Source organism: Bradyrhizobium paxllaeri, assembly GCF_001693515.2.
Classification (GTDB): domain Bacteria; phylum Pseudomonadota; class Alphaproteobacteria; order Rhizobiales; family Xanthobacteraceae; genus Bradyrhizobium; species Bradyrhizobium paxllaeri.
On sequence record NZ_CP042968.1, the window covers coordinates 871,674 to 890,925 of the forward strand.

Genomic DNA, 19,252 nt, shown 5'->3' on the forward strand with positions numbered 1-19,252 from the left:
CTACGCGCGCGCGACCGCGTGCGGAAATACGATCTCGATCAGCGTGCCGGAGCGGCCACCGGTCTTGATCTGGAATTTGGCGCGGTTGGCTTCGACGAGGGCCTTGGTCAACGACAGGCTGACGGCCGAACTCTCGGCCCGATCCGACGGCGCCGAGGTGCGGAACGGCTGGAGCGCGGCGGCAACCTCGTTGTCGTTGAGGCCGTGGCCGGTATCGCGGATCCGCAGCATCACCTCGCCGAAATCGGACAGCGCGGTGGAGACGATGACCTGGCCGCCGGCATTGGCGAGATGGATCGAGTTGCCGATCAGGTTCAGCGTGATCTGGCGCAGCGCGCGTGCGTCCGCGATCACGGGCGGCAGCGTATGCGCCAGCGAGGTGCGGATGATGATGCGCTCGCGGTTGGCCTGTGGCTGCATCACGGCGACGCAGCTCTCGACCAGTTCGTTGAGGTTCTGGTTGGTGAAGGCGAGATCGAGTTTGCCGGTTTCGATTCGCGACAGGTCGAGCAGGTCGTTGACGATTGCGATTACGCGTTCGCCGGAGGCGCGGATGTCCTTCATGTATTCGAGGTAGCGCTCGTTGCCGAGCGCGCCGAAGCGCTCGCCGATCATGACTTCCGAAAAGCCGATGATGGCGTTCAGGGGCGTGCGCACCTCGTGGCTGATCCGGGCCAGTATGTCGGCCTTGGCGTTGGCCGCGCGTTCGGCCAGCCGCCGCGCCTCGCGCAGTTCGCTCTCGGTCTTCTTGGCTTGCGACTGGTCGCGGAACACCGCGAAGAAATTCGGGCCGTCGGCGCGGGTCCGGCCCATGGTCATCGACAACGGAATGATGCCGCCCTTGCTTTCGCGGCCCAGCACCTCGCGTCCCTGATCGAGCAGGCTTTCGACGCCGGAGGCCTTGATGGCGGCGAGATATTCGAACACGCCGTGCCGGCTTTCCGGCGCAAAGAGGTCGGCGAGATTGTGCTGCGCGAGTTCGTCGCCGTCACGGCCGAACAGCGCTTCGGCGCTGCGGTTGACCGCGTTGATGTTGCCTTCGGCGTCGAACATCACGATGCCTTCGGCTGTCGTGTCGAGGATGGCGGCGAGTTCTTCGGCATTGGCGTGACCGACGGCCGAGGGCTCGGACACGTCAGGCTCAGCTGCCGGCTCGGCCTGCGAAATGGCGGCGGCGACTGCCGCGGCTTCGTGGCGGGTGCCCGAGAAGATCAAAGCGAGGGCGGAATCGCCGTCCCATGAAATCGTGTGGAGGCGGGCCTCGGCGGCCGATGACGGCGCATCCGCGTCCGCCGGCACGCTGGCGGAGATGGTCACCGGCCTGCCGGTGTCCGATGTCGAGGATGTATTCGACGCACCGGGTTCGACATAGAGCGCGTCGAGGCCACCGGCTTCCTCCAGCGCATGCAGGTTCGGATAGCCCATCTGCGTCAGGAAAGCGGGATTGGCATAGAGCAGCCGGTCGAGCCGGTAGATCAGGATGCCGACCGGCAGGAGATCGAGCAGCGCCTTGTCGCGCGCGGCCTCGCCATACGCGGGTGGCTCCGGCTGTGCCAGCCATTCCGGCGTCTCGCCGGCGGCTTCGCGCAAGGGCGATACGGTCTGTGGTTCGAAGATAGTTTCGCCGGCGACGTCTACCGCCGCCTCGTTGCCGTTCTCGGGTTCGAGCCGTGCCGACAGTTGCCGCGCCAGTTCGTCGAAGGCGCTGTTTTCAACCGGCGTCAGCGCGAGCGCCTTCGCCTCGCCGGGGGCGCGGAACAGCAGCACGTTCGCGGCATCCGCCGGAAATTCGGCTGCGGTTTCGGTTGGGGTATCCTGCATGGTTTCCTTGGACGATTCCTTGGGAGGTTCCACGGGCGTTTCCAGATCTTCTTGATGTGAAGTCTCGACAGCAATCGGCTCAGGCAATTCGTCGGATGAAGGCGATGCCGCAGCGGCCGGTTCTGAAACTGGCGCGGCGGGCGCTTCTTGCGGCGGCGTCCCTTCGCCGGATAGCTCCGAAAGGCGCAGCGCGGCGAGCCGTGCCAGCGCGTCGAAATCGCGGCAGACGCCGAAGCCGCGATAGCCGGCGAAATTTCGTGCGTCGTCGAAGATCGGAAGGCCGGACAATTCGATCGGCAAAGTGCCGCCGCCATCCACCGGCCAATTCAGCGTGATGCCGCTCCAGGTGGCGCCGGTCGCAAACGCCTGCATCATCCGGCCGGCGGGATCGAATCCGAAGGTCTCGGCGATCTCGCGCCATGGCCGGCCGAAGGCGGCTGTCGTGCGCGGGCCCATCAGGCCGGTGAACTCATCGGTGCCGAGCGTGAAGCGGGCGTCCCGATCCATCTGCCAGGTGAAACGTAGCGGCAGGCGTCGCGGCTGCGGTGCCGGCTGGCCGGCGAGCGTCTGGATCGCGGGCTGCGGCGCGCGCGGAATGGGGGCGGCCGCGGGCGGCTCCTCGGCGGCAGGCTCCGCAAGCGCATCGAACAAGGCAAACTCGGCGGGCGCTTCGCCCGATCGCGCCGGCTGTGCATAGTTGGGAACTGCTTGCGAAGCGACCGGCAATTCGATGACGGGCATGGCGGGCGCACTCGGCTGCGGGGTTGGTTCCGATGCGCCCTCTGGCTGCATCTCGTTCTCGCGCGGCTCGTATGCCTGCACCGGCCGCGGCGCGATCAAGGTGACGTTGCCGGCGGCGATCAGAACGCCGTGGCCGCCATTGGGAAGGTCGAGCCGCGAACAGCCGCAGGTCGCAAGGCCGCCGAGCGCCGCGCCAAATCCCTGCAGGCGTTCCAGCCGGATGGCGCCGTTGGCGAGCAACCGGCCGGCCAGCCGCGCAACCTGCCGCCGGTGCCGGTCGGCCGGTCCGAAGGTTTTTTCGGCAAGCGCCGCGGCACTGGCGGCGCCGAGCACGCGCGCGCCGGCCGCATTGGCCCACAGGATGCGCTTGCCGTCGGCGGTCCATAACCAGGCGGGCAGGGGGCTCGCCGCATAGGCTGCCAATCGCGGATCGCCAAGCGCCCGCCACTGAAATTCCGCTTCCGTCATCGCAAGTACATGACCGCCTGGCGTCAGGATCGGCAGCCACGATGCCGACAGCGTTAAGGGAACATTACTATTGCAAGCCGGCGGTGGCAGGTCCACGGCCCGGCGCGCCCGGGGTAATTTAACCCATGGATAACCTTAACCGGGTGAACCCTTCGGCCGGCCGCCGCGTTGGGTGAGCTGCAAACCGCCGTGAGGTGCCAACGATGGCAACCTCCCGGGCGCCGCATCCGTTTCCGGAACGCTCCCCTTGGCGGTATCTGCACGCAATCCCTGCCAATGCAAAGGAGCCATCATGAGCGATGAAGCGCGAGACCGTTTCGAAATACCCAAGGAAATGCGATCGATGGCGGAAGCAAGCTTCGAGCAGGCCCGCAAGACGTTTGAGAAATTCGTGGAGGCCGCGCAGGCCGCTGCCGGCTCCATCGAGGAGCGCGGTGCCACGGTGCGCGAGAGCGCCAAGGATGTCCGGGAGAAGGCCGTCGCCTATGCCGAGAAGAACGTGCAGGCCTCGCTCGATCACGCGCAGGCGCTGCTGAAGGCCAAGGATTTGCCCGAGGTGATGCGGCTGCAAAGCGAATATGTGCAGGTGCAAATGCGCGCACTGGCGGAGCAGGCGAGCGAAATGAGCCAGATCGTCGGCAAGGCCGCGGTGGAAGCCGCCAAGCCGAAGGCCTGATCTTTCACCGTCGGGCAGGGTCACCCGGCTGGAACACGCATCCGGTGCGGGTTTATTTGCGGCAACGCACCACAAATTGCGGTGCGTTGCACAAATTTGACATGATATGGGTGCTTATTGGGCGAGCCCGAGGATGGGCACTTTCCGTGAGTGCGTGTGTGCGTTACCCCTCGGCCGCTTGCCTGCCCGGCCTCCTCGAGGGGGACATCGTTTAACCCCGTTGTGAAGGATGCAAGCCGTGACCAGCCCCACCGATCCCTTCTCCGCCTCCATTATCCCCTTCGAAGTTCCCGAGCAAGTGCGTGCGTTCGCCGAAAAGGGCGTCTCGCAGGCCCGCGACAGCTACGCCAAGTTCAAGGATGCCGCCGAAACCCATAACGGCACCATCGAGGCCGTGTTCACCTCGGCCAGCAAGGGCGCCAGCGAGTACAACGGCAAGCTGATCGAGTTCTTCAAGGCCAACACCTCGTCCTCGCTCGATTTCGCGCAGGAGCTGCTCGGCGTGAAGACGCCGGCCGCGGCGCTGGAGCTGTGGACTGCGCACGCCAAGAAGCAATACGAGACCTTCACCGCCCAGGCCAAGGAGCTCGCCGAGCTCGGCCAGAAGGTCGCCGGCGAGACCGTCGAGCCGATCAAGGCTTCCGCCTCGAAGTATTACAAGCCGGCCGCCTGATCGGGCCGCATCGCTTCCGAAAAGCCCGGGCGAAACGGCCCGGGCTTTTTGCTGCTGGTGGCCGATTTGGCCGGCTTCCGGGACCGTCGGCGGATTCCGCGCGTTGAACGAATTGCGCTTGCCGGATGACCAATATTGTGTGACTTCGCGCACTTGCCAAAGCGAGGCGTTGCACCTAGTTTCCGGCCCATTCGCGACCCCCTTCGGGGCCCCGCAAGGATGCAGTTGTAGCTCAGTTGGTTAGAGCGCCTGTCTGTGGAACAGGAGGTCGGTGGTTCGAGCCCACCCAACTGTACCACCCGTTACGCCCTTGAATTTACCGCTCGACTGCCGCGACACTTGTGCTGTGGCGTGCTGTCCACCCGTGCTTGCGAATCCTCATCCGCTCACCCACAATTCCGCCAAATTTTGCACTGGGGGGATTTGATGACGATTTTTCGCGCAGGGAATTTCCGGTTCGGATTGATGCTGGCCACGGCACTGTCGGTTTCGATCTGGTCCACCGCCGGCCACGCCTACACCCCCGAACAGGAGCAGGCCTGCACCGGCGACGCGTTTCGCCTCTGCAGCGCCGACATCCCCGATATCAGCCGCGTGACGGCCTGCATGGTCGCCAGGAAATCCCAACTCTCGCCGGCCTGCCGCGCGCATTTCCGTACGCATCCGACGGGGGCCGTCTTGCGTGACGGGTGGCAATTCGCGAAGCGTGTGGCCTTAAGTCTAGCTTTAAGGTCATCAGGCGATGCGGGTCGAGGTTTTGGGTGGGCTGGAGCGGCGGCGGCGCTGGTCGCAGGACGACAAGGCACGGATTGTCGAGGAGACATTGGCGCCGGGCGCGAAGGTGACTGAGGTTGCGCGTCGCAACGGAGTAGCGGCCAGCTTGGTGTTTACCTGGCGTCGACAAGCACGGACATCGGAACAAGTTGTACCATCTTTTACGCCGGTGCAGATCGCTGCCGTAGCGGCATCGGCTGAGGAAACTCCGAGGCTTTTGCCTACGGTTGATGGCCGAGTTCGCTCCGTGGCAGCCGCGCGTACTGGATTGATAGAGATCGATCTCGGCAACCGACGGTGCATCCGGGTGGATGCGCACGTCGATTCGGAGGCGTTGGCGCGGGTCCTCGATGTGCTTGGACGCCGATGATTGCGATACCGGGGAATGTGCGAGTGTGGCTCGCGACAGGCTACACGGATATGCGCAGAGGCTTTCCGTCGCTGGCACTCCAAGTGCAGGAGGTGCTGCACAAAGACCCGCTCAGCGGTCATCTGTTCGTCTTCCGCGGTCGCCGCAGCGATCTTGTGAAGGCGATCTGGCACGATGGCCAGGGAGCCTGCTTGTTCACAAAAAGACTCGAGAGAGGAAAGTTCATCTGGCCATCGGTTGCCGGAGAATCGGTAACGATCTCGCCGGCGCAGTTGAGCTATCTGCTGTCCGGGATCGATTGGCGTAACCCTCAAGAAACCCATCGGCCGACGCGGGTCGGATAGCCGCTTTTACGGTTTGAATCTGCTGCTTGATCTGATTCAATGGCTTCATGATATCGAAGCCGGACGATCTTCCATCGGACCTCGTCAGTGCCCTGGCGGCGCTGCAGGCCGAGCGTGAGGCACGGCTGCGAGCTGAGGCGGTGGCTGCCAACTGGCAGGCGCAAGCCGCGAATGCGCAGGCGCAACTGTCGGATACCGAGGCGCTGATCGCGCATCTCGAGCTGCGGATCGAGAAGCTGAAACGCGAACTGTACGGGCAACGCTCCGAACGCACGGCACGGCTGCTCGAGCAGCTGGAGCTGGAGCTGGAAGAGCTCGTCACCACGGCGAGCGAGGATGAGCTTGCCGCGCAGGCCGCCGCGGCGAAGACGCAGAACGTCCGCCCCTTCATGCGCAAGCGGCCGGTGCGCAAGCCATGGCCGGATGACATCGAACGCGAGCGCGTCGTCATTGAAGCTCCAACGACCTGTGCCTGCTGCGGTGGATCGCGGCTGGCGAAGATCGGTGAGGATGTGACCGGGACGCTGGAGGAGATCCCGCGGCGCTTCAAGCTGATCGAGACGGTACGGGAGAAATTTACCTGCCGCGATTGCGAGAAGATCAGCCAGCCGCCGGCGCCGTTTCATGCCACGCCGCGTGGCTTCATCGGCCCACAATTGCTGGCGACGATGCTGTTCGACAAGTTCGGCATGCATATCCCGCTCAACCGCCAGAGTGCGCGCTTCAAGGCCGAAGGGATCGACCTGCCGTTGTCGACGCTGGCCGATCAGGTCGGCCACGGGACCTTCGCCGTCATGCCGCTCTTCCACTTGATCGAACGCCATGTGCTCGCGGCCGAGCGCCTGCATGGCGATGACACCACCATCCGTATCCTGGCGAAGGGCAAGTGCACGACCGGGCGGATCTGGACTTATGTGCGGGATGACCGGCCCTTCGCCGGGCCTGCGCCGCCGGCGGCGGTCTATTACGCCTCGAGCGACCGACGAGGCGAGCACCCCCAGAAGCATCTGGCCGCCTTCACGGGTATCCTGCAGTGCGACTGTTACAGCGGCTTCGAGCCGCTGTTCGACCCGCAGCGGAAAGTGCTGCCGATGACGCCGGCGTTTTGCTTTGCCCATGCGCGGCGGGGCTTCTTCGAGCTGGCTGACATCGAGAAAAATGCTCGGGAAGGTAAGAAGGGCAAGCCGGTCTCTCCGATCGCGCTGGAGGCGGTCAAGCGCCTCGATGCGTTGTTCGAGATCGAGCGCGCCATCAACGGCCGTGGCGCCGACGAGCGGCGCGCCGTGCGCCAGGAAAACAGCAAGCCGCTTCTCGATGACATGCGCGCCTGGTTGCTGCGTGAGCGCGAAACCCTCTCGCGCTCCTCCGATGTCCTGAAGCCGATCAACTACATGCTCAGGCGCTGGGACGACTTCGCCAGCTTCCTCGACGATGGCAGGATCTGCTTGACCAACAATTGTGCTGAGCGCGCATTGAGAGGCATCGCATTGGGAAGGCGCAACTGGACCTTCGCCGGCAGCCAGCGTGGCGCCAACCGTGCCGCCATCATGCTGACGATGATCACGACCTGTCGCCTCAACGACGTCGATCCCAAGGCTTGGCTCGCCGACGTCCTCGCCCGTATCGCCGATCTTCCCGCTTCGCGTCTGCACGAACTGCTGCCCTGGGAATGGAAACTCCTGCGCCAAGCCGCCGGTCAGCAGGCCGCCTGACCTTCACGCAACGCCATCATAGAGCCCGCCGCGCCCGCGCGCATGCGTCAATCAGGCGGTCTTCGTCGTATGCGTACGCATTTCCGACCCGAGCCGGGAGAAGTTTCGGCGAGACCAGCCGGCCGGCCGACCGTCATCCGGCCGGCCGCCCCGCGCAAGGCCGCGACCGCCAAACCGCGCGAGAAGCCGAAAAAGCCCGCGACCTGACGGCGGCTCATTAATTTCAAGATCTCTTTCAGGCGACAGACTGACGCTTGCCGGCGGCCGTTCCAATGAACATCTCCTCACACAAGAGGAGAGGGTTCATTGAGTCAGCATCAAAAGGAACTCGACCGGCACTTTGCCTGGTTCGAGAAAAAGCTGCCGCCCGGGCCGGCGAAGTTCGTCGGCTGGGTGCGCAAGCCGTCGTCGATCTATGTCAGGATTCCGCTCGCGCTTCTCTTGGTCGTCGGCGGTTTTCTCAGCTTCCTGCCGGTGCTCGGACTCTGGATGCTGCCGCTCGGACTCCTTTTGTTCGCGCAGGACGTGCCGCCGCTGCAGAAACCTATGGCGCAGGGACTTGGATGGATCGAGCGCAAATGGCTCGAACGTCAGCGCGTAAAACTCGAACGCGAGCGTGCAAAAAGCACGCAATGAGCCAAGCAAGACAAGGCTTTGCCGACTTCCTTTTCGGGTAACCGGAGTTGCACGGTGTGACTCAAAAACCAGCCTTATTGGCAATTAAGTGGCCCCATCGCGGCAGTCGATAAATTTTTCTTTCACGAATCAGCGCGCTGATTCATTTTCGGCTTCTGGGGTCAACTGGAGGCCAAGGTATGAACGTAATTGTTTTCGCATCACGTAAGGGAGGCTCGGGAAAAAGTACCCTGGCTGCTCACCTCGCTGCCCATGTTCACAAGGCAACGAAGCCCATTTTGCTCGTCGACGCCGATCCGCAGGGTTCGCTTACGCTCTGGCACAAATTGCGCGGTACCAATGAGCCGCCGATCAAGGCTGCGGTGAATTCCGTCAGCGGCATCGTCGCCGCCGCCAAGCGCGACGGCGTCGAATGGGTGTTCATCGACACGCCGCCGAATTTGTCGGCCGTCGTCGACGACGCGATCCGCAACGCGACGATGGTGATCATTCCGGCGCGTCCGGGCGTGTTCGACGTCAACGCGGTGCAGGAAACGATTCAGACCTGCCGCTCGGCGCGCAAGCCCTATGCGGTGGTGGTCAACGGTGCGCCCGCCGAACGCGACGGCGCCGAGAGCCGCATCGTCACCATCGCGCGTGAAGCGCTGGCGAAATTCCGCGCGCCGGTGTGGAGCGGCCAGATCACCAACCGCGCCGATCTGATCATGGCGCTGAGCCAGGGCGAGGGCGCCCGCGAATATTACGCGGAAGGCCGTGCTGCGGCGGAGATCTCCAGGCTGTGGGGCGCGATCGAACGTTCGATCAAGGCGATCCGCGGAACGGCGTCGGCTTCGGGCGCCATGCACAAGCAGGCGGCGTAACAACGCCGCTTTCTTTTTCTGACTGACAAAGACGCGCGGCATTCCGCGCGTTTTTCTTTTGTGGGGAGTCGTCATTCCGGGGCGATGCGAAGCATCGAACCCGGAATCTCGAGATTCCGGGTCTGGTCCTTCGGACCATCCCGGAATGACGGGGGAGAGAGTCCGGCTCTTACGCCACCATCAGCACGTAGAACACGACGACCGGCGACAGTGTCAGGATCACCGACCAGATGCCGACGGCCCACACAATGTCCTCGGTCGAAAAACCCTGTTGATCAGAAAAGCTATTGTTTTCGAAATGCACGACGCGCCCCCGCGTTTCCTGTGGCTCCTTCCTCTTCCGATACGCGATCGGCTTTAAAAACCTGGTTCCGATTTCGCTTGCATTTGACCGCACCTGCTACCCGCGATTAACCACCGCCACATCTGGTTAACATTCCCTGATCGCACGGCGTCAAAGTCGAGCGAAGCGTCGCGCGCGACATTAAAATTTTACGCGTATGGGTGTCCCTTGGAGAACAACGGGGGAGACCAATGAGCGCGCACAACAGGAAATTTCCGACCGGCGAGTTTGCCCAGAGCATGCATGACGTCCTCCTGGTGTCGTCATTCGCGATCTGGGCGATGCTGCTCGGCTTCGCGCCTGTGATGACCTATCGCCTGCTGGTGAGCTGACTCTCTTTCTCCCTCTCGCCGATGCGACGAGAGGGCGTCGATCGCAACCTTAGGCCCGCCGCAACAATGGCGGCCTGCGCCGTTCGATTTCCTCGTCCAGCAACGCCGCCAGTTCTTCGCTCACTTCCACCATCGGCAGGCGAACTTCGGCGCTGTCGATCAGTCCGCTGCGCGCCAGCCAATGCTTGGCCGGCGCCGGGCTCGGCTCGGCGAACAACAGCCGGGTCAGCCGGGAGAGTTCCTTCCAGCACGCCCGCGCGCCGTCACGGTCGCCTTGCCTCAGCAGCGTCCGCATCGAGGCGAAGGCTTCGGTCTCCAGATGCGCCGACAACAGGATCGCACCATCAGCGCCGTCGGCGAGCGCATCGTGATACTCCGCGTCTTCGCCGGTCAGCACGCGAAAGCCCGCCGGCCGCCGCGCCAGCAGGTCGATCGACTGCGCGCGGTCGGCGCCGCAATCCTTGATGCCGACGATGTTCGGATGCGCGGCAAGCTGCAGCAGCGTCTCGTTGCTGAGGCTGACGCCGGTCCGGTAGGGGATGTTGTAGAGAACGATTGGCCATGAGGCGTGGTCGGCGAGCGCGGTGAAATGCTGCAGCAGGCCGCGCTGCGATGGGCGGATGTAATAGGGGCTTGCGATCAGATAGCCGTCGATCGGCCAGGCCGCCGTCTCGTCCAGCGCATCCTTCATCTTCGCGGTGGAGGCGCCGGACAGGCCGAGCAGGATCGGCAGATGGCGCTGGCAGAGGGAGAGCTCGCTGCGCGTCAGCGTCACCAGCCGTTCGAGTTCGTCCGCGCGAAGCGACATGCCTTCGCCCGAGGTTGCCGCGAGAATGAAGCCGTCGACCGGGCCGGCCGCATAGTGTCGGACGAGGCGGCGCAGCGAGGCCTCGTCGAGTTCGCCGTTGCGGAACGGCGTGATCAGCGGCAGCCACAGGCCGTGCAGCCGGCTTGTTAGGTCGTTCGTGGGAGCAGTCATCGTTCCATCTCCTCATGGGGTGAGCCGGAGACGGGACCAATAAAAAACCCCGTCCACACGGCGGGGCTTCGGATCGCGGGTTGCGGCAGTTTTAGCGCGCGCGTCGATCTCGGGTCCCCGGGTGGGGACCTTTTTTCGACGACAAGGCTGCGCACGAACTCGTGATCATGTGCGGATGATGGAGGCCGAGAACCTCAATGTCAATCTGCGCGGGAACACGGCATGTCGCTGAAAGAGACTTGGACTCAAAAAAAAGCCGGGCCCGAAAGCCCGGCTCAAGGTATTGGCCACGTGAGGCCGACACAATCACCTTCCAAGAGGGATTACTGAACCACCGCGTCACTGGAGGAGGGGGACATATGCGCGACGCGATCACTCAGCGTTCAAGTACTATGATCCTCATCAGCGCCATGCAGCAAGCGCCCAAGCCGCATGTCAGACATGCGGTGAGCGCGCCCTCTATTAAATGGGCTAATCCGAAACAACAGGAGCCGCTTCGCTACCTTGTTTTTTGAGCATGATCTCCGGGTAAACACGTCGCGTTTTTCCCGAGGGAAAAACGGTGCCCACCCCGCATCAAGTGCGGGGCATGCTTTCCCGGATCATGCGCTAGGACGGCCAGCGCTGCGCCTTGCTGACCACGAAGTCGCGGAACACCTGCACGCGTGCGACCGTCTTCAGTTCCTCGGGGTAAACGAAATACGTGTCCACCGCGATCGAGTCGGTCTCGCCGAAAAGCTGCACCAGGCGATTGTTTTCCTCGACCAGGTAGTCGGGCAGGGCGGCGATGCCGAGCCCCTGCTGGCAGGCGCGGACCAGGCCTAAGATATTGTTCACCTTGAAATAGGCTTCGCGCGGGCCGGAGCCATTGCGGCCGGCGTCGATCAGCCAGCTCCGGTTCTGCAGATGCGGCGGCACCTGTGCATCACCGAGCATGATGATGCGGTGCGAGTCGAGGTCGTCGAGCGTACGCGGCGTGCCGAAGCGCTTGATGTATTCCGGCGAGCAATAGGCATGGAAGCCGATCGAGAACAGCTTGCGCTGGATCAGGTCCGGCTGGGTCGGCTTGCGGGTCCGGATCGCCACATCCGCCTCGCGCATCGACAGATCGAGATCCTCGTCGGTGACGATCAGCGAGATGCGGATATCAGGGTAGAGCGCGGTGAATTCGTCGAGCCGCGGGATCAGCCAGTTGATGCCGAGCGCCGGCGGCGTCGTGATCTTGAGGTCGCCGCTCGGCCGCTCGCGGCTGTCGGTGAGCTTGGCGCGCGCCGCCTGCAACTGCATGAACACGTCATGCGCGGTACGGAACAACAGATCGCCCTGTTCGGTAAGGATGAGGCCGCGCGCATGGCGGTGGAACAGCGACACCGCAAGCTCCTGCTCCAGCGCACTGACCTGCCGCGATACCGCCGATTGCGACAGCCCGAGCTGCTCGCCGGCATGGGTAAAGCTTCCCGCTTCCGCCGCCGCGTGAAACACCTTCAGCTTGTCCCAATCCATGTCCGTAAATCCGTCCCTTGTTCGAGGCATGATTATTCTGCCGCCGCGCGATCGCTCGCACGCAAAGCCAGGAAGCGTTCGGCCTCAAGCGCCGCCATGCAGCCGAGCCCGGCGGCCGTGACCGCCTGCCGGTAGGTTTCGTCAGCCACGTCGCCGGCAGCGAACAGGCCGGGGATCGAGGTGGCGGTCGAGTTCGACGCCACCTCGACATAGCCGGAGGGTTTCAGCTTGATCTGGCCCTTGACGAGGTCGGTTGCGGGTGCGTGACCGATGGCGATGAAGACGCCGTCCGCCGGCACTTCCGTACATGTGCCGGTCCTGACGTTCTTCAGCCGCACATGGGTGACCTTGCTCGGGTTCTCGGCGCCGAGGATCTCGTCGATCGCGGAGTCCCACACCACCTTGATCTTCGGATTCTTGAACAGGCGGTCCTGCAGGATGCGCTCGGCGCGGAAATGATCGCGACGATGCACGATCGTCACTTGCGACGCGAAGTTGGTCAGGAACAGCGCCTCCTCGACCGCGGTGTTGCCGCCGCCGACCACGATCACTTCCTTGCCGCGGTAGAAGAAGCCGTCGCAGGTCGCGCAGGCCGAGACGCCAAAGCCCTTGAATTTTTCTTCCGAGGGGATGCCGAGCCAGCGCGCCTGCGCGCCGGTGGCGAGAACCACCGTCTCCGCCAGATAGACGTCGCCGCTGTCGCAGGTCAGGCGGAACGGCCGCTGCGCCAGTTCGAGCTTGGTGACGAGATCGGTGACGATCTTGGTGCCGACATGGGCCGCCTGCTTCTCCATCTGCTCCATCAGCCAAGGGCCCTGGATGACGTCGGCGAAGCCCGGATAGTTTTCCACGTCGGTGGTGATAGTGAGTTGTCCCCCCGGCTGGATGCCCTGGATCAATACGGGTTCGAGCATCGCGCGCGCCGCGTAGATCGCCGCGGTGTAACCGGCGGGGCCGGAACCGATAATGACGACCTTGGCATGGATAGGCGCAGGCATCGGCGGATCCCTCTCTTATTCGGGGGTTTGTTTTGACTTGAGCAGAAAGCGCTCGGCAGGACGTCGCGGCGGCGCTGAAAGTGTCAAATCCAAGTCTAAGATATCTGGGTAGCTATGCAAGAATTGCAATTCATCCCAGCGAATTTTCCCCGGAACTGAAGTCACTTTTGCGAAATGTGGCGCTGCACGCGCAATAAAATTGCGCAAGCGGCGCGGCCTGGGCTAAAGAGTTGCCGGTAAGACCTGCCTAAGCGCAGCCAAATTAGGGAACCCGACGCGCGTGTCGAAGAATCTTGACGAAATCGACCTCCGAATCCTTGCCGAGATCCAGGCGGATGGCCGAATCACCAACGTGGAACTGGCCAAACGGGTCGGCATCTCGCCACCTCCTTGTCTGCGCCGCGTCCGCACGCTGGAGGAGGAAGGTTACATCCAGGGCTACCGCGGCCTGCTCGATCCGCGCCGACTCGGCTTCGACGTCACCGTGTTCGCGTCCGTTCATCTGTCCAGCCAGGCGGATGCGGATTTGCGCGCGTTCGAGGATTTCGTCCGCGCCGAGCCGCTGGTGCGGGAATGCTGGATGCTGTCGGGCGAGGTCGACTTCATCCTCAAATGCGTCGCGCCCGACATGGCGACGTTCCAGGATTTCGTCACGCACCTGACCGCCGCGCCGCATGTACGCAATGTGCGGACGTCCCTGGTGCTGCACAATTCGAAATACGAAGCGGCGGTGCCGCTCGATGTGAAGGTCGCAGGGTGAGGCTAAGAATCATTCCGGGGCGCGTCGAAGACGCGAACTCAGGTGCGCAATTGCGCACCTGAGAATCTCGAGCTTCCGCGTCGTGCTTACGCACGAACCCGGAATGACGGCATTCAGCCTATTTCTTCCGTATCATCGCGTCGGCGCTGATCGGACCGCCGCCTGCGGTCGCCAGATAGAGACAGGCGAAGCAGAACAGGATCGCGGCGGTGCCGCCATTGAGTATCGGGTGAAAGACCGGCGCGGCGGGCGCCTTGAACATGTGCCCGATGAAATAGGCGAACGCCATCTGGCCGGACAGGATGAATGCGCTGAGGCGCGTGAACAGGCCGATCATCAACAGCGCGCCAAGCACGAGTTCGATCGTACCGGCCACCACGATCAGCGGCGGTATCTTTGCGAACATCGGTACGACCGGAAAACCGAGAATCTTGGCGACACCGTACTGAAACAGCAGCAAGCCCGTGATGAAGCGAAGCAGGCTCAGCGCCTGCGGCTGCCACTTCGCGAGCAGTCTGTCGATTTGGTCCATCTCATCGTCCCCCTTTGTTTGGCACGCCAGAAACTAGCGTGACGAGATTACACGGTGTTGGCAGATCGCGTGTGATGCCGACACAACACCTTTGAATTTGAATCATTCCCCGTCACCTCGCCGCTGCGCGACATTGTCGCTGATGCAACGCAGCAAGATGACGCCCCGGCAGACCGCGACGTTTAGTCCATCGCCGCGAAATGCCGGGTTTTTCCGCCGATCGACTTAGTTATAATCTATAAGTATTGCTTGGAGCGGATATTCAAAAATCCGCCGCGCCACCACTCACAATCCTGTCAGCGCGACGGCAACAAAAAAGCCGCGTGGCAAACGCGGCTTTGTCGCAACAGTAACTTGCAGGTGACTACAGCATGATCCCCAGGCGGATCGCGCTTTAGCGCCACTCGACCTTGGTGATCTCGTAGGCCTTGGCGCCGCCCGGCGCCATCACTTCGACGGTCGTGCCCTTCTTCTTGCCGATCAGGGCGCGGGCGAGCGGCGAGGTGATGGAGATGCGGCCCTTCTTGGCGTCGGCCTCGACTTCGCCGACGATCTGCCACACCGCCTTCTTCTCGGTGTCCTCGTCGACCAGCGTGACGGTGGCGCCGAACTTGATGGTGTCGCCAGAGAGTTTCGAAATGTCGATCACGTCGGCGCGCGCGAGCTTGTCCTCGATCTCGGCGATGCGGCCTTCATTGTGCGACTGCTCTTCCTTGGCCGCGTGATATTCCGCGTTCTCGGAGAGGTCGCCATGCGAGCGCGCTTCCGCAATATGCTCGATGATGCGCGGACGCTCCACCGATTGGCGCTGCTTCAACTCGACCTCAAGCGCGGCATAGCCGCTCGCAGTCATCGGAACCTTGTCTACCATTCTTCCGTCCTTCCATCGCACGAGCCGCCCATTGCGCGGAACGCACGAGGTATTTCCTAGATTTTGATTCGGGCTTTCGTGGCCCGATAACGAGCCCGCCAGCCTATTAATTTCGGCCCCTTCAGGGGCCGATTCAACATCCAAACGAGCGGTGAGTTCCAGCCATACGGCTTTATTGCCAATCGTTTAGCGGGCATTCGCCCGGCCCAACGATCAGGTCTCGGAAAAGTAACTCTGCAGTGTGCGGACCTCAAGGTCCCCGCCCAGATAGGCGCGGATGCCCTGGGCGGCCGCAATAGCACCCGAAAGAGTGGTGTAATACGGCACTTTATGCAAGAGGGCAGCCCGCCGCAGCGAACGGCTGTCCGCCAGCGCCTGCGGCCCTTCGGTGGTGTTGAAGACGAGCTGGATGTCGCCATTGGTGATGGCGTCGACAATATGCGGGCGTCCTTCCAGCACCTTGTTAACCTTCTCCGTCGGGATGCCCTTGTCGGTCAGGAAACGTTGCGTGCCGGAGGTGCCCATCACCTTGAAGCCGAGCGAGTGCAGCAAGCGGACCGCATCTGCGATGCGGTCCTTGTCGGTCTCGCGCACCGAGACGAAGACGGTGCCCTTGCGCGGCACGCGGGTGCCGCCGCCGAGCTGGCTCTTGGCGAACGCGACCTCGAACGAGCGGTCGATGCCCATGACCTCGCCGGTCGAGCGCATTTCCGGACCCAACACGGTATCGACGCCGGGGAAGCGCGCAAAGGGGAAGACGGACTCCTTCACGCCGACATGGCCGAGCTGCTTCTTCTTCAGTTTGAAATCGGCAAGCTTTTCGCCGGCCATGATCCTTGCTGCGATCTTCGCCACCGGCGTACCGACGACCTTGGCGACGAACGGCACGGTGCGCGACGCCCGCGGATTGACTTCGAGCACGTAGATCTCGCCGTCCTTGATCGCGTACTGCACGTTCATCAGCCCGACGACGTCGAGGCCGAGCGCGAGCTCGCGGGTCTGCCGCTCGAGCTCCTCGATCATCTTCCCGTCAAGCGAATGCGGCGGCAGCGAGCAGGCGGAATCGCCGGAGTGAATGCCGGCTTCCTCGATATGCTCCATGATGCCGACGATGAAAGTGTCCTTGCCGTCGCAGAGGCAGTCGACATCGATCTCGGTGGCGTCGGACAAATAACGATCGAACAGCAGCGGGTTCTTGCCGAGCACGGTGTTGATCTGCCCGGTCTTGTCGTTGGGGTAGCGCGCCTTGACGTCGGCCGGCACCAGTTCGGGCAGGGTGCCGAGCAGGTAGTCGTTGAGCTGGTTTTCCTCGCGGATGATCTGCATCGCGCGGCCGCCCAACACGTAGGATGGGCGCACCACCAGCGGCAGGCCTAGATCGGCCGATACCAGCCGTGCCTGCTCGACCGAATAGGCGATGCCGTTCTTGGGCTGCTTCAGCCGCAGCTTGTCGAGCACGCGCTTGAAGCGGTCGCGGTCTTCCGCGAGGTCGATGGCGTCGGGCGAGGTGCCGAGGATCGGCACGTCAGCGGCTTCCAGCGCGCGCGCCAGCTTCAGCGGGGTCTGGCCGCCGAACTGCACGATCACGCCGTGCAGCGTGCCGTTCTGCCGCTCGGTGGCGACGATCTCCAGCACGTCTTCGGCGGTGAGTGGCTCGAAATAGAGGCGGTCGGCGGTGTCGTAGTCGGTCGACACCGTCTCCGGATTGCAGTTGACCATGATGGTCTCGTAGCCGGCGTCGTCGAGCGCGAAGCAGGCGTGGCAGCAGCAATAGTCGAATTCGATGCCCTGGCCGATCCGGTTCGGGCCGCCGCCGAGGATGATGACCTTCTTCCTGTCCGACGGCGCGCTCTCATCGGCGAGCGCGCCCGCAAACGGCGCCTCATAGGTCGAATACATGTAGGCGGTGGGCGAAGCGAATTCCGCAGCGCAGGTGTCGATGCGCTTGAACACGGGACGGACGCCAAGCGCATGACGCTTCGCGGTGATCTCGGCTTCCGTGGACTCGGACAGCACGGCAAGCCGTGCGTCGGAAAAGCCCATCGCCTTCAGCATGCGCATGCCATAGCCGTTCGGCGGCAGGCCGTGCGCCCTGATCTTGGCTTCGATGTCGATGATGCCGCGCATCTCGCTGAGGAACCACGGATCGATCTTGCAGGAATTGAAGATCTCCTCATTCGACCAGCCAAGCCGCATCGCCTGCGCCACCTGCAGGATGCGGTTCGGCGTCGGCGTGCCGAGCGCCGCGCGGATCGCGTTCTTGTCATCGCCCTGGCCGAGGCCTTCGATCTCGATGTCGTCGAGCCCGGTCAGGCCGGTCTCGAGCCCGCGCAGCGCCTTCTGCAGGCTCTCCTGGAAGGTGCGGCCGATCGCCATGACCTCGCCGACCGACTTCATCGAGGTCGTCAGCGTGGTGGAGGCGCCGGGAAATTTCTCGAACGCAAACCGTGGAACCTTGGTGACGACGTAGTCGATGGTCGGCTCGAACGAGGCCGGTGTGGCGCCGCCGGTGATGTCGTTGGCGATTTCATCGAGCGTGTAGCCGACCGCGAGCTTGGCGGCGACTTTTGCGATCGGGAAGCCTGTCGCTTTCGATGCCAGCGCCGAGGAGCGCGACACGCGCGGGTTCATCTCGATCACGACCATGCGGCCGTCCTCGGGATTGACGCCGAACTGCACGTTGGATCCGCCGGTCTCGACCCCGATCTCGCGCAGCACCGCGATCGAGGCGTCGCGCATGATCTGGTATTCCTTATCGGTCAGCGTCAGCGCCGGCGCCACCGTGATGGAATCGCCGGTGTGCACGCCCATCGGATCGAGGTTCTCGATCGAGCAGACGATGATGCAATTGTCCTTCTTGTCGCGCACCACCTCCATCTCGAACTCTTTCCAGCCGAGCACGGATTCCTCGATCAGCACTTCGTTGGTCGGGGAGGCGTCGAGGCCGCGTTCGATGATGTCGAGGAATTCTTCCTTGTTGTAGGCGATGCCGCCGCCGGTGCCGCCCATGGTGAAGGAGGGGCGGATGATCGCCGGCAGTCCGATCTCGGACAGCGCCATCAGCGCCTCGCCGAGTGCGTGCTCCTGGTAGCGCTTGCGGCGCTCGTTCTCGCCGATCGTCCATTGCCGTTCGAGTTCATCCAGCGCATCGCCGGACAGTTTCTCGCGTTCGGCGAGGTATTTGTCGCGATAGGATTTCTTCAGCGCCGAGGCATTGGCCAGCCGCGATTTCGGCGTCTGCAGGCCGATCTTCTCCATCGCGTTGCGGAACAGCTGGCGGTCCTCGGCCTTGTCGATGGCGTCGGCAGTGGCGCCGATCATCTCGACGTCGAACTTGTCGAGTGTGCCCTGGCGGCGCAGCGACAGCGCGCAGTTCAGCGCGGTCTGGCCGCCCATGGTCGGCAGCAGCGCAAAGCCGCCCGGAATGACGTGGCGCTCCGCCTCGATGATCTTGGCGACGATCTCAGGGGTGATCGGCTCGATGTAGGTGGCGTCAGCCAGTTCCGGATCCGTCATGATGGTGGCCGGATTGGAATTGACGAGGACGATGCGGTAGCCCTCTTCCTTCAGCGTCTTCACCGCCTGGGTGCCGGAATAGTCGAATTCGCAGGCCTGGCCGATCACGATGGGACCGGCGCCGATGATCAGGATGGTGGAGATATCTGTTCTTTTGGGCATCAGCTCTCAGACTGGATTTTGGGCACAAAAAAAGGGCGCGCAGCCGCGCGTCCCCTAAGCCAAGAGCGCGGGTCACCCTCGCGCGCGGGTGGTCTTTAGACCAGATTTTGCACCCGCGAAACCCCCAAAAACGGGCCATCAACGGGGAAATTCAGGGATTTGGCGCTCTGCGCGCTACGGC

19 protein-coding genes and 1 tRNA gene are annotated in these 19,252 nt (G+C 63.3%); 12 read left to right on the forward strand and 8 right to left on the reverse strand.

Annotated elements, in window-relative coordinates; genetic code table 11:
* A complete protein-coding gene (locus tag LMTR21_RS04065; protein WP_065753205.1) occupies window positions 1-3,030 on the reverse strand; it encodes a PAS domain-containing protein in 3,030 nt (1,009 codons plus the stop codon).
* A 292-nt stretch (window positions 3,031-3,322) separates the two neighbouring features.
* Between LMTR21_RS04065 and LMTR21_RS04070 the strand changes: the two genes are divergently transcribed.
* From LMTR21_RS04070 to LMTR21_RS04110, 9 genes are all read left to right on the forward strand, one after another.
* Window positions 3,323-3,706: a phasin family protein gene (locus tag LMTR21_RS04070; RefSeq protein WP_065753204.1), complete on the forward strand. Its 384-nt coding sequence runs from the start codon at window positions 3,323-3,325 to the stop codon at window positions 3,704-3,706.
* A 238-nt stretch (window positions 3,707-3,944) separates the two neighbouring features.
* Window positions 3,945-4,379: a phasin gene (locus LMTR21_RS04075; RefSeq protein WP_065753269.1), complete on the forward strand. Its 435-nt coding sequence runs from the start codon at window positions 3,945-3,947 to the stop codon at window positions 4,377-4,379.
* Window positions 4,380-4,600: 221 nt separating this feature from the next.
* Window positions 4,601-4,677, forward strand: a tRNA-His gene (locus LMTR21_RS04080).
* A gap of 128 nt (window positions 4,678-4,805) precedes the next feature.
* Window positions 4,806-5,228, forward strand: a complete 423-nt coding sequence (locus LMTR21_RS40655) for a hypothetical protein (RefSeq protein WP_246175105.1) — start codon at window positions 4,806-4,808, stop codon at window positions 5,226-5,228.
* The gene (gene tnpA / locus LMTR21_RS41725) at window positions 5,122-5,523 is read left to right on the forward strand and encodes an IS66-like element accessory protein TnpA (protein ID WP_148635932.1); all 402 of its coding nucleotides are present in this window, start codon (window positions 5,122-5,124) and stop codon (window positions 5,521-5,523) included. The genes LMTR21_RS40655 and tnpA overlap by 107 nt, the downstream gene beginning before the upstream one ends.
* A 23-nt stretch (window positions 5,524-5,546) precedes the next feature.
* Window positions 5,547-5,867, forward strand: a complete 321-nt coding sequence (gene tnpB, locus LMTR21_RS04095; protein ID WP_430642467.1) for an IS66 family insertion sequence element accessory protein TnpB — start codon at window positions 5,547-5,549, stop codon at window positions 5,865-5,867.
* A gap of 47 nt (window positions 5,868-5,914) precedes the next feature.
* Window positions 5,915-7,579, forward strand: coding sequence for an IS66 family transposase (gene tnpC / locus LMTR21_RS04100; protein ID WP_148635933.1), 1,665 nt, complete (start codon window positions 5,915-5,917; stop codon window positions 7,577-7,579).
* A 306-nt stretch (window positions 7,580-7,885) separates the two neighbouring features.
* A complete protein-coding gene (locus LMTR21_RS04105; protein ID WP_065755383.1) occupies window positions 7,886-8,215 on the forward strand; it encodes a hypothetical protein in 330 nt (109 codons plus the stop codon).
* A 179-nt stretch (window positions 8,216-8,394) separates the two neighbouring features.
* A complete protein-coding gene (locus LMTR21_RS04110) occupies window positions 8,395-9,075 on the forward strand; it encodes a ParA family protein (RefSeq protein WP_057835747.1) in 681 nt (226 codons plus the stop codon).
* A gap of 169 nt (window positions 9,076-9,244) precedes the next feature.
* Here the strand turns inward: LMTR21_RS04110 and LMTR21_RS41430 are convergent, their stop codons facing one another.
* Window positions 9,245-9,379: a hypothetical protein gene (locus LMTR21_RS41430; protein WP_256380318.1), complete on the reverse strand. Its 135-nt coding sequence runs from the start codon at window positions 9,377-9,379 to the stop codon at window positions 9,245-9,247.
* Window positions 9,380-9,609: 230 nt separating this feature from the next.
* Here LMTR21_RS41430 and LMTR21_RS39890 point away from each other — a divergent pair, with 230 nt between their 5' ends.
* Window positions 9,610-9,750 (forward strand): hypothetical protein, encoded by a 141-nt coding sequence (locus tag LMTR21_RS39890; protein WP_187399305.1) that lies wholly within the window; start codon window positions 9,610-9,612, stop codon window positions 9,748-9,750.
* A gap of 49 nt (window positions 9,751-9,799) precedes the next feature.
* Here LMTR21_RS39890 and dapA read toward each other — a convergent pair whose 3' ends face one another.
* Window positions 9,800-10,729, reverse strand: a complete 930-nt coding sequence (gene dapA / locus LMTR21_RS04115; RefSeq protein ID WP_065755384.1) for a 4-hydroxy-tetrahydrodipicolinate synthase — start codon at window positions 10,727-10,729, stop codon at window positions 9,800-9,802.
* Window positions 10,730-11,088: 359 nt separating this feature from the next.
* On the opposite strand from dapA, the gene LMTR21_RS39895 reads away from it, so the two are divergent.
* Window positions 11,089-11,244: a hypothetical protein gene (locus tag LMTR21_RS39895; protein WP_187399306.1), complete on the forward strand. Its 156-nt coding sequence runs from the start codon at window positions 11,089-11,091 to the stop codon at window positions 11,242-11,244.
* Between the two features lie 94 nt (window positions 11,245-11,338).
* Here LMTR21_RS39895 and LMTR21_RS04120 read toward each other — a convergent pair whose 3' ends face one another.
* Together LMTR21_RS04120 and trxB are read right to left on the reverse strand one after the other, a co-directional pair.
* Window positions 11,339-12,262, reverse strand: a complete 924-nt coding sequence (locus LMTR21_RS04120) for a LysR family transcriptional regulator (protein WP_057858391.1) — start codon at window positions 12,260-12,262, stop codon at window positions 11,339-11,341.
* A gap of 2 nt (window positions 12,263-12,264) precedes the next feature.
* Complete coding sequence (gene trxB, locus LMTR21_RS04125; protein WP_065755385.1) at window positions 12,265-13,230, reverse strand: thioredoxin-disulfide reductase; 966 nt, start codon at window positions 13,228-13,230, stop codon at window positions 12,265-12,267.
* Between the two features lie 280 nt (window positions 13,231-13,510).
* Here trxB and LMTR21_RS04130 point away from each other — a divergent pair, with 280 nt between their 5' ends.
* Window positions 13,511-13,990 carry an Lrp/AsnC family transcriptional regulator gene (locus LMTR21_RS04130; protein WP_028350193.1) on the forward strand — a complete coding sequence of 160 codons (480 nt, stop codon included), beginning with the start codon at window positions 13,511-13,513 and terminating at the stop codon, window positions 13,988-13,990.
* 118 nt (window positions 13,991-14,108) lie between these two features.
* Here LMTR21_RS04130 and LMTR21_RS04135 read toward each other — a convergent pair whose 3' ends face one another.
* The 3 genes from LMTR21_RS04135 to carB all read right to left on the reverse strand — a co-directional run bounded on the left by LMTR21_RS04135 (window position 14,109) and on the right by carB (window position 19,071).
* A complete protein-coding gene (locus tag LMTR21_RS04135; protein ID WP_065755386.1) occupies window positions 14,109-14,522 on the reverse strand; it encodes a DoxX family protein in 414 nt (137 codons plus the stop codon).
* 394 nt (window positions 14,523-14,916) lie between these two features.
* Entirely contained in the window at window positions 14,917-15,393 is a 477-nt protein-coding gene (gene greA / locus LMTR21_RS04140; protein WP_065755387.1) for a transcription elongation factor GreA, read from the reverse strand.
* Between the two features lie 213 nt (window positions 15,394-15,606).
* Window positions 15,607-19,071 carry a carbamoyl-phosphate synthase large subunit gene (gene carB, locus LMTR21_RS04145; RefSeq protein ID WP_065755388.1) on the reverse strand — a complete coding sequence of 1,155 codons (3,465 nt, stop codon included), beginning with the start codon at window positions 19,069-19,071 and terminating at the stop codon, window positions 15,607-15,609.
* Between the last annotated feature and the right edge of the window lie 181 nt (window positions 19,072-19,252).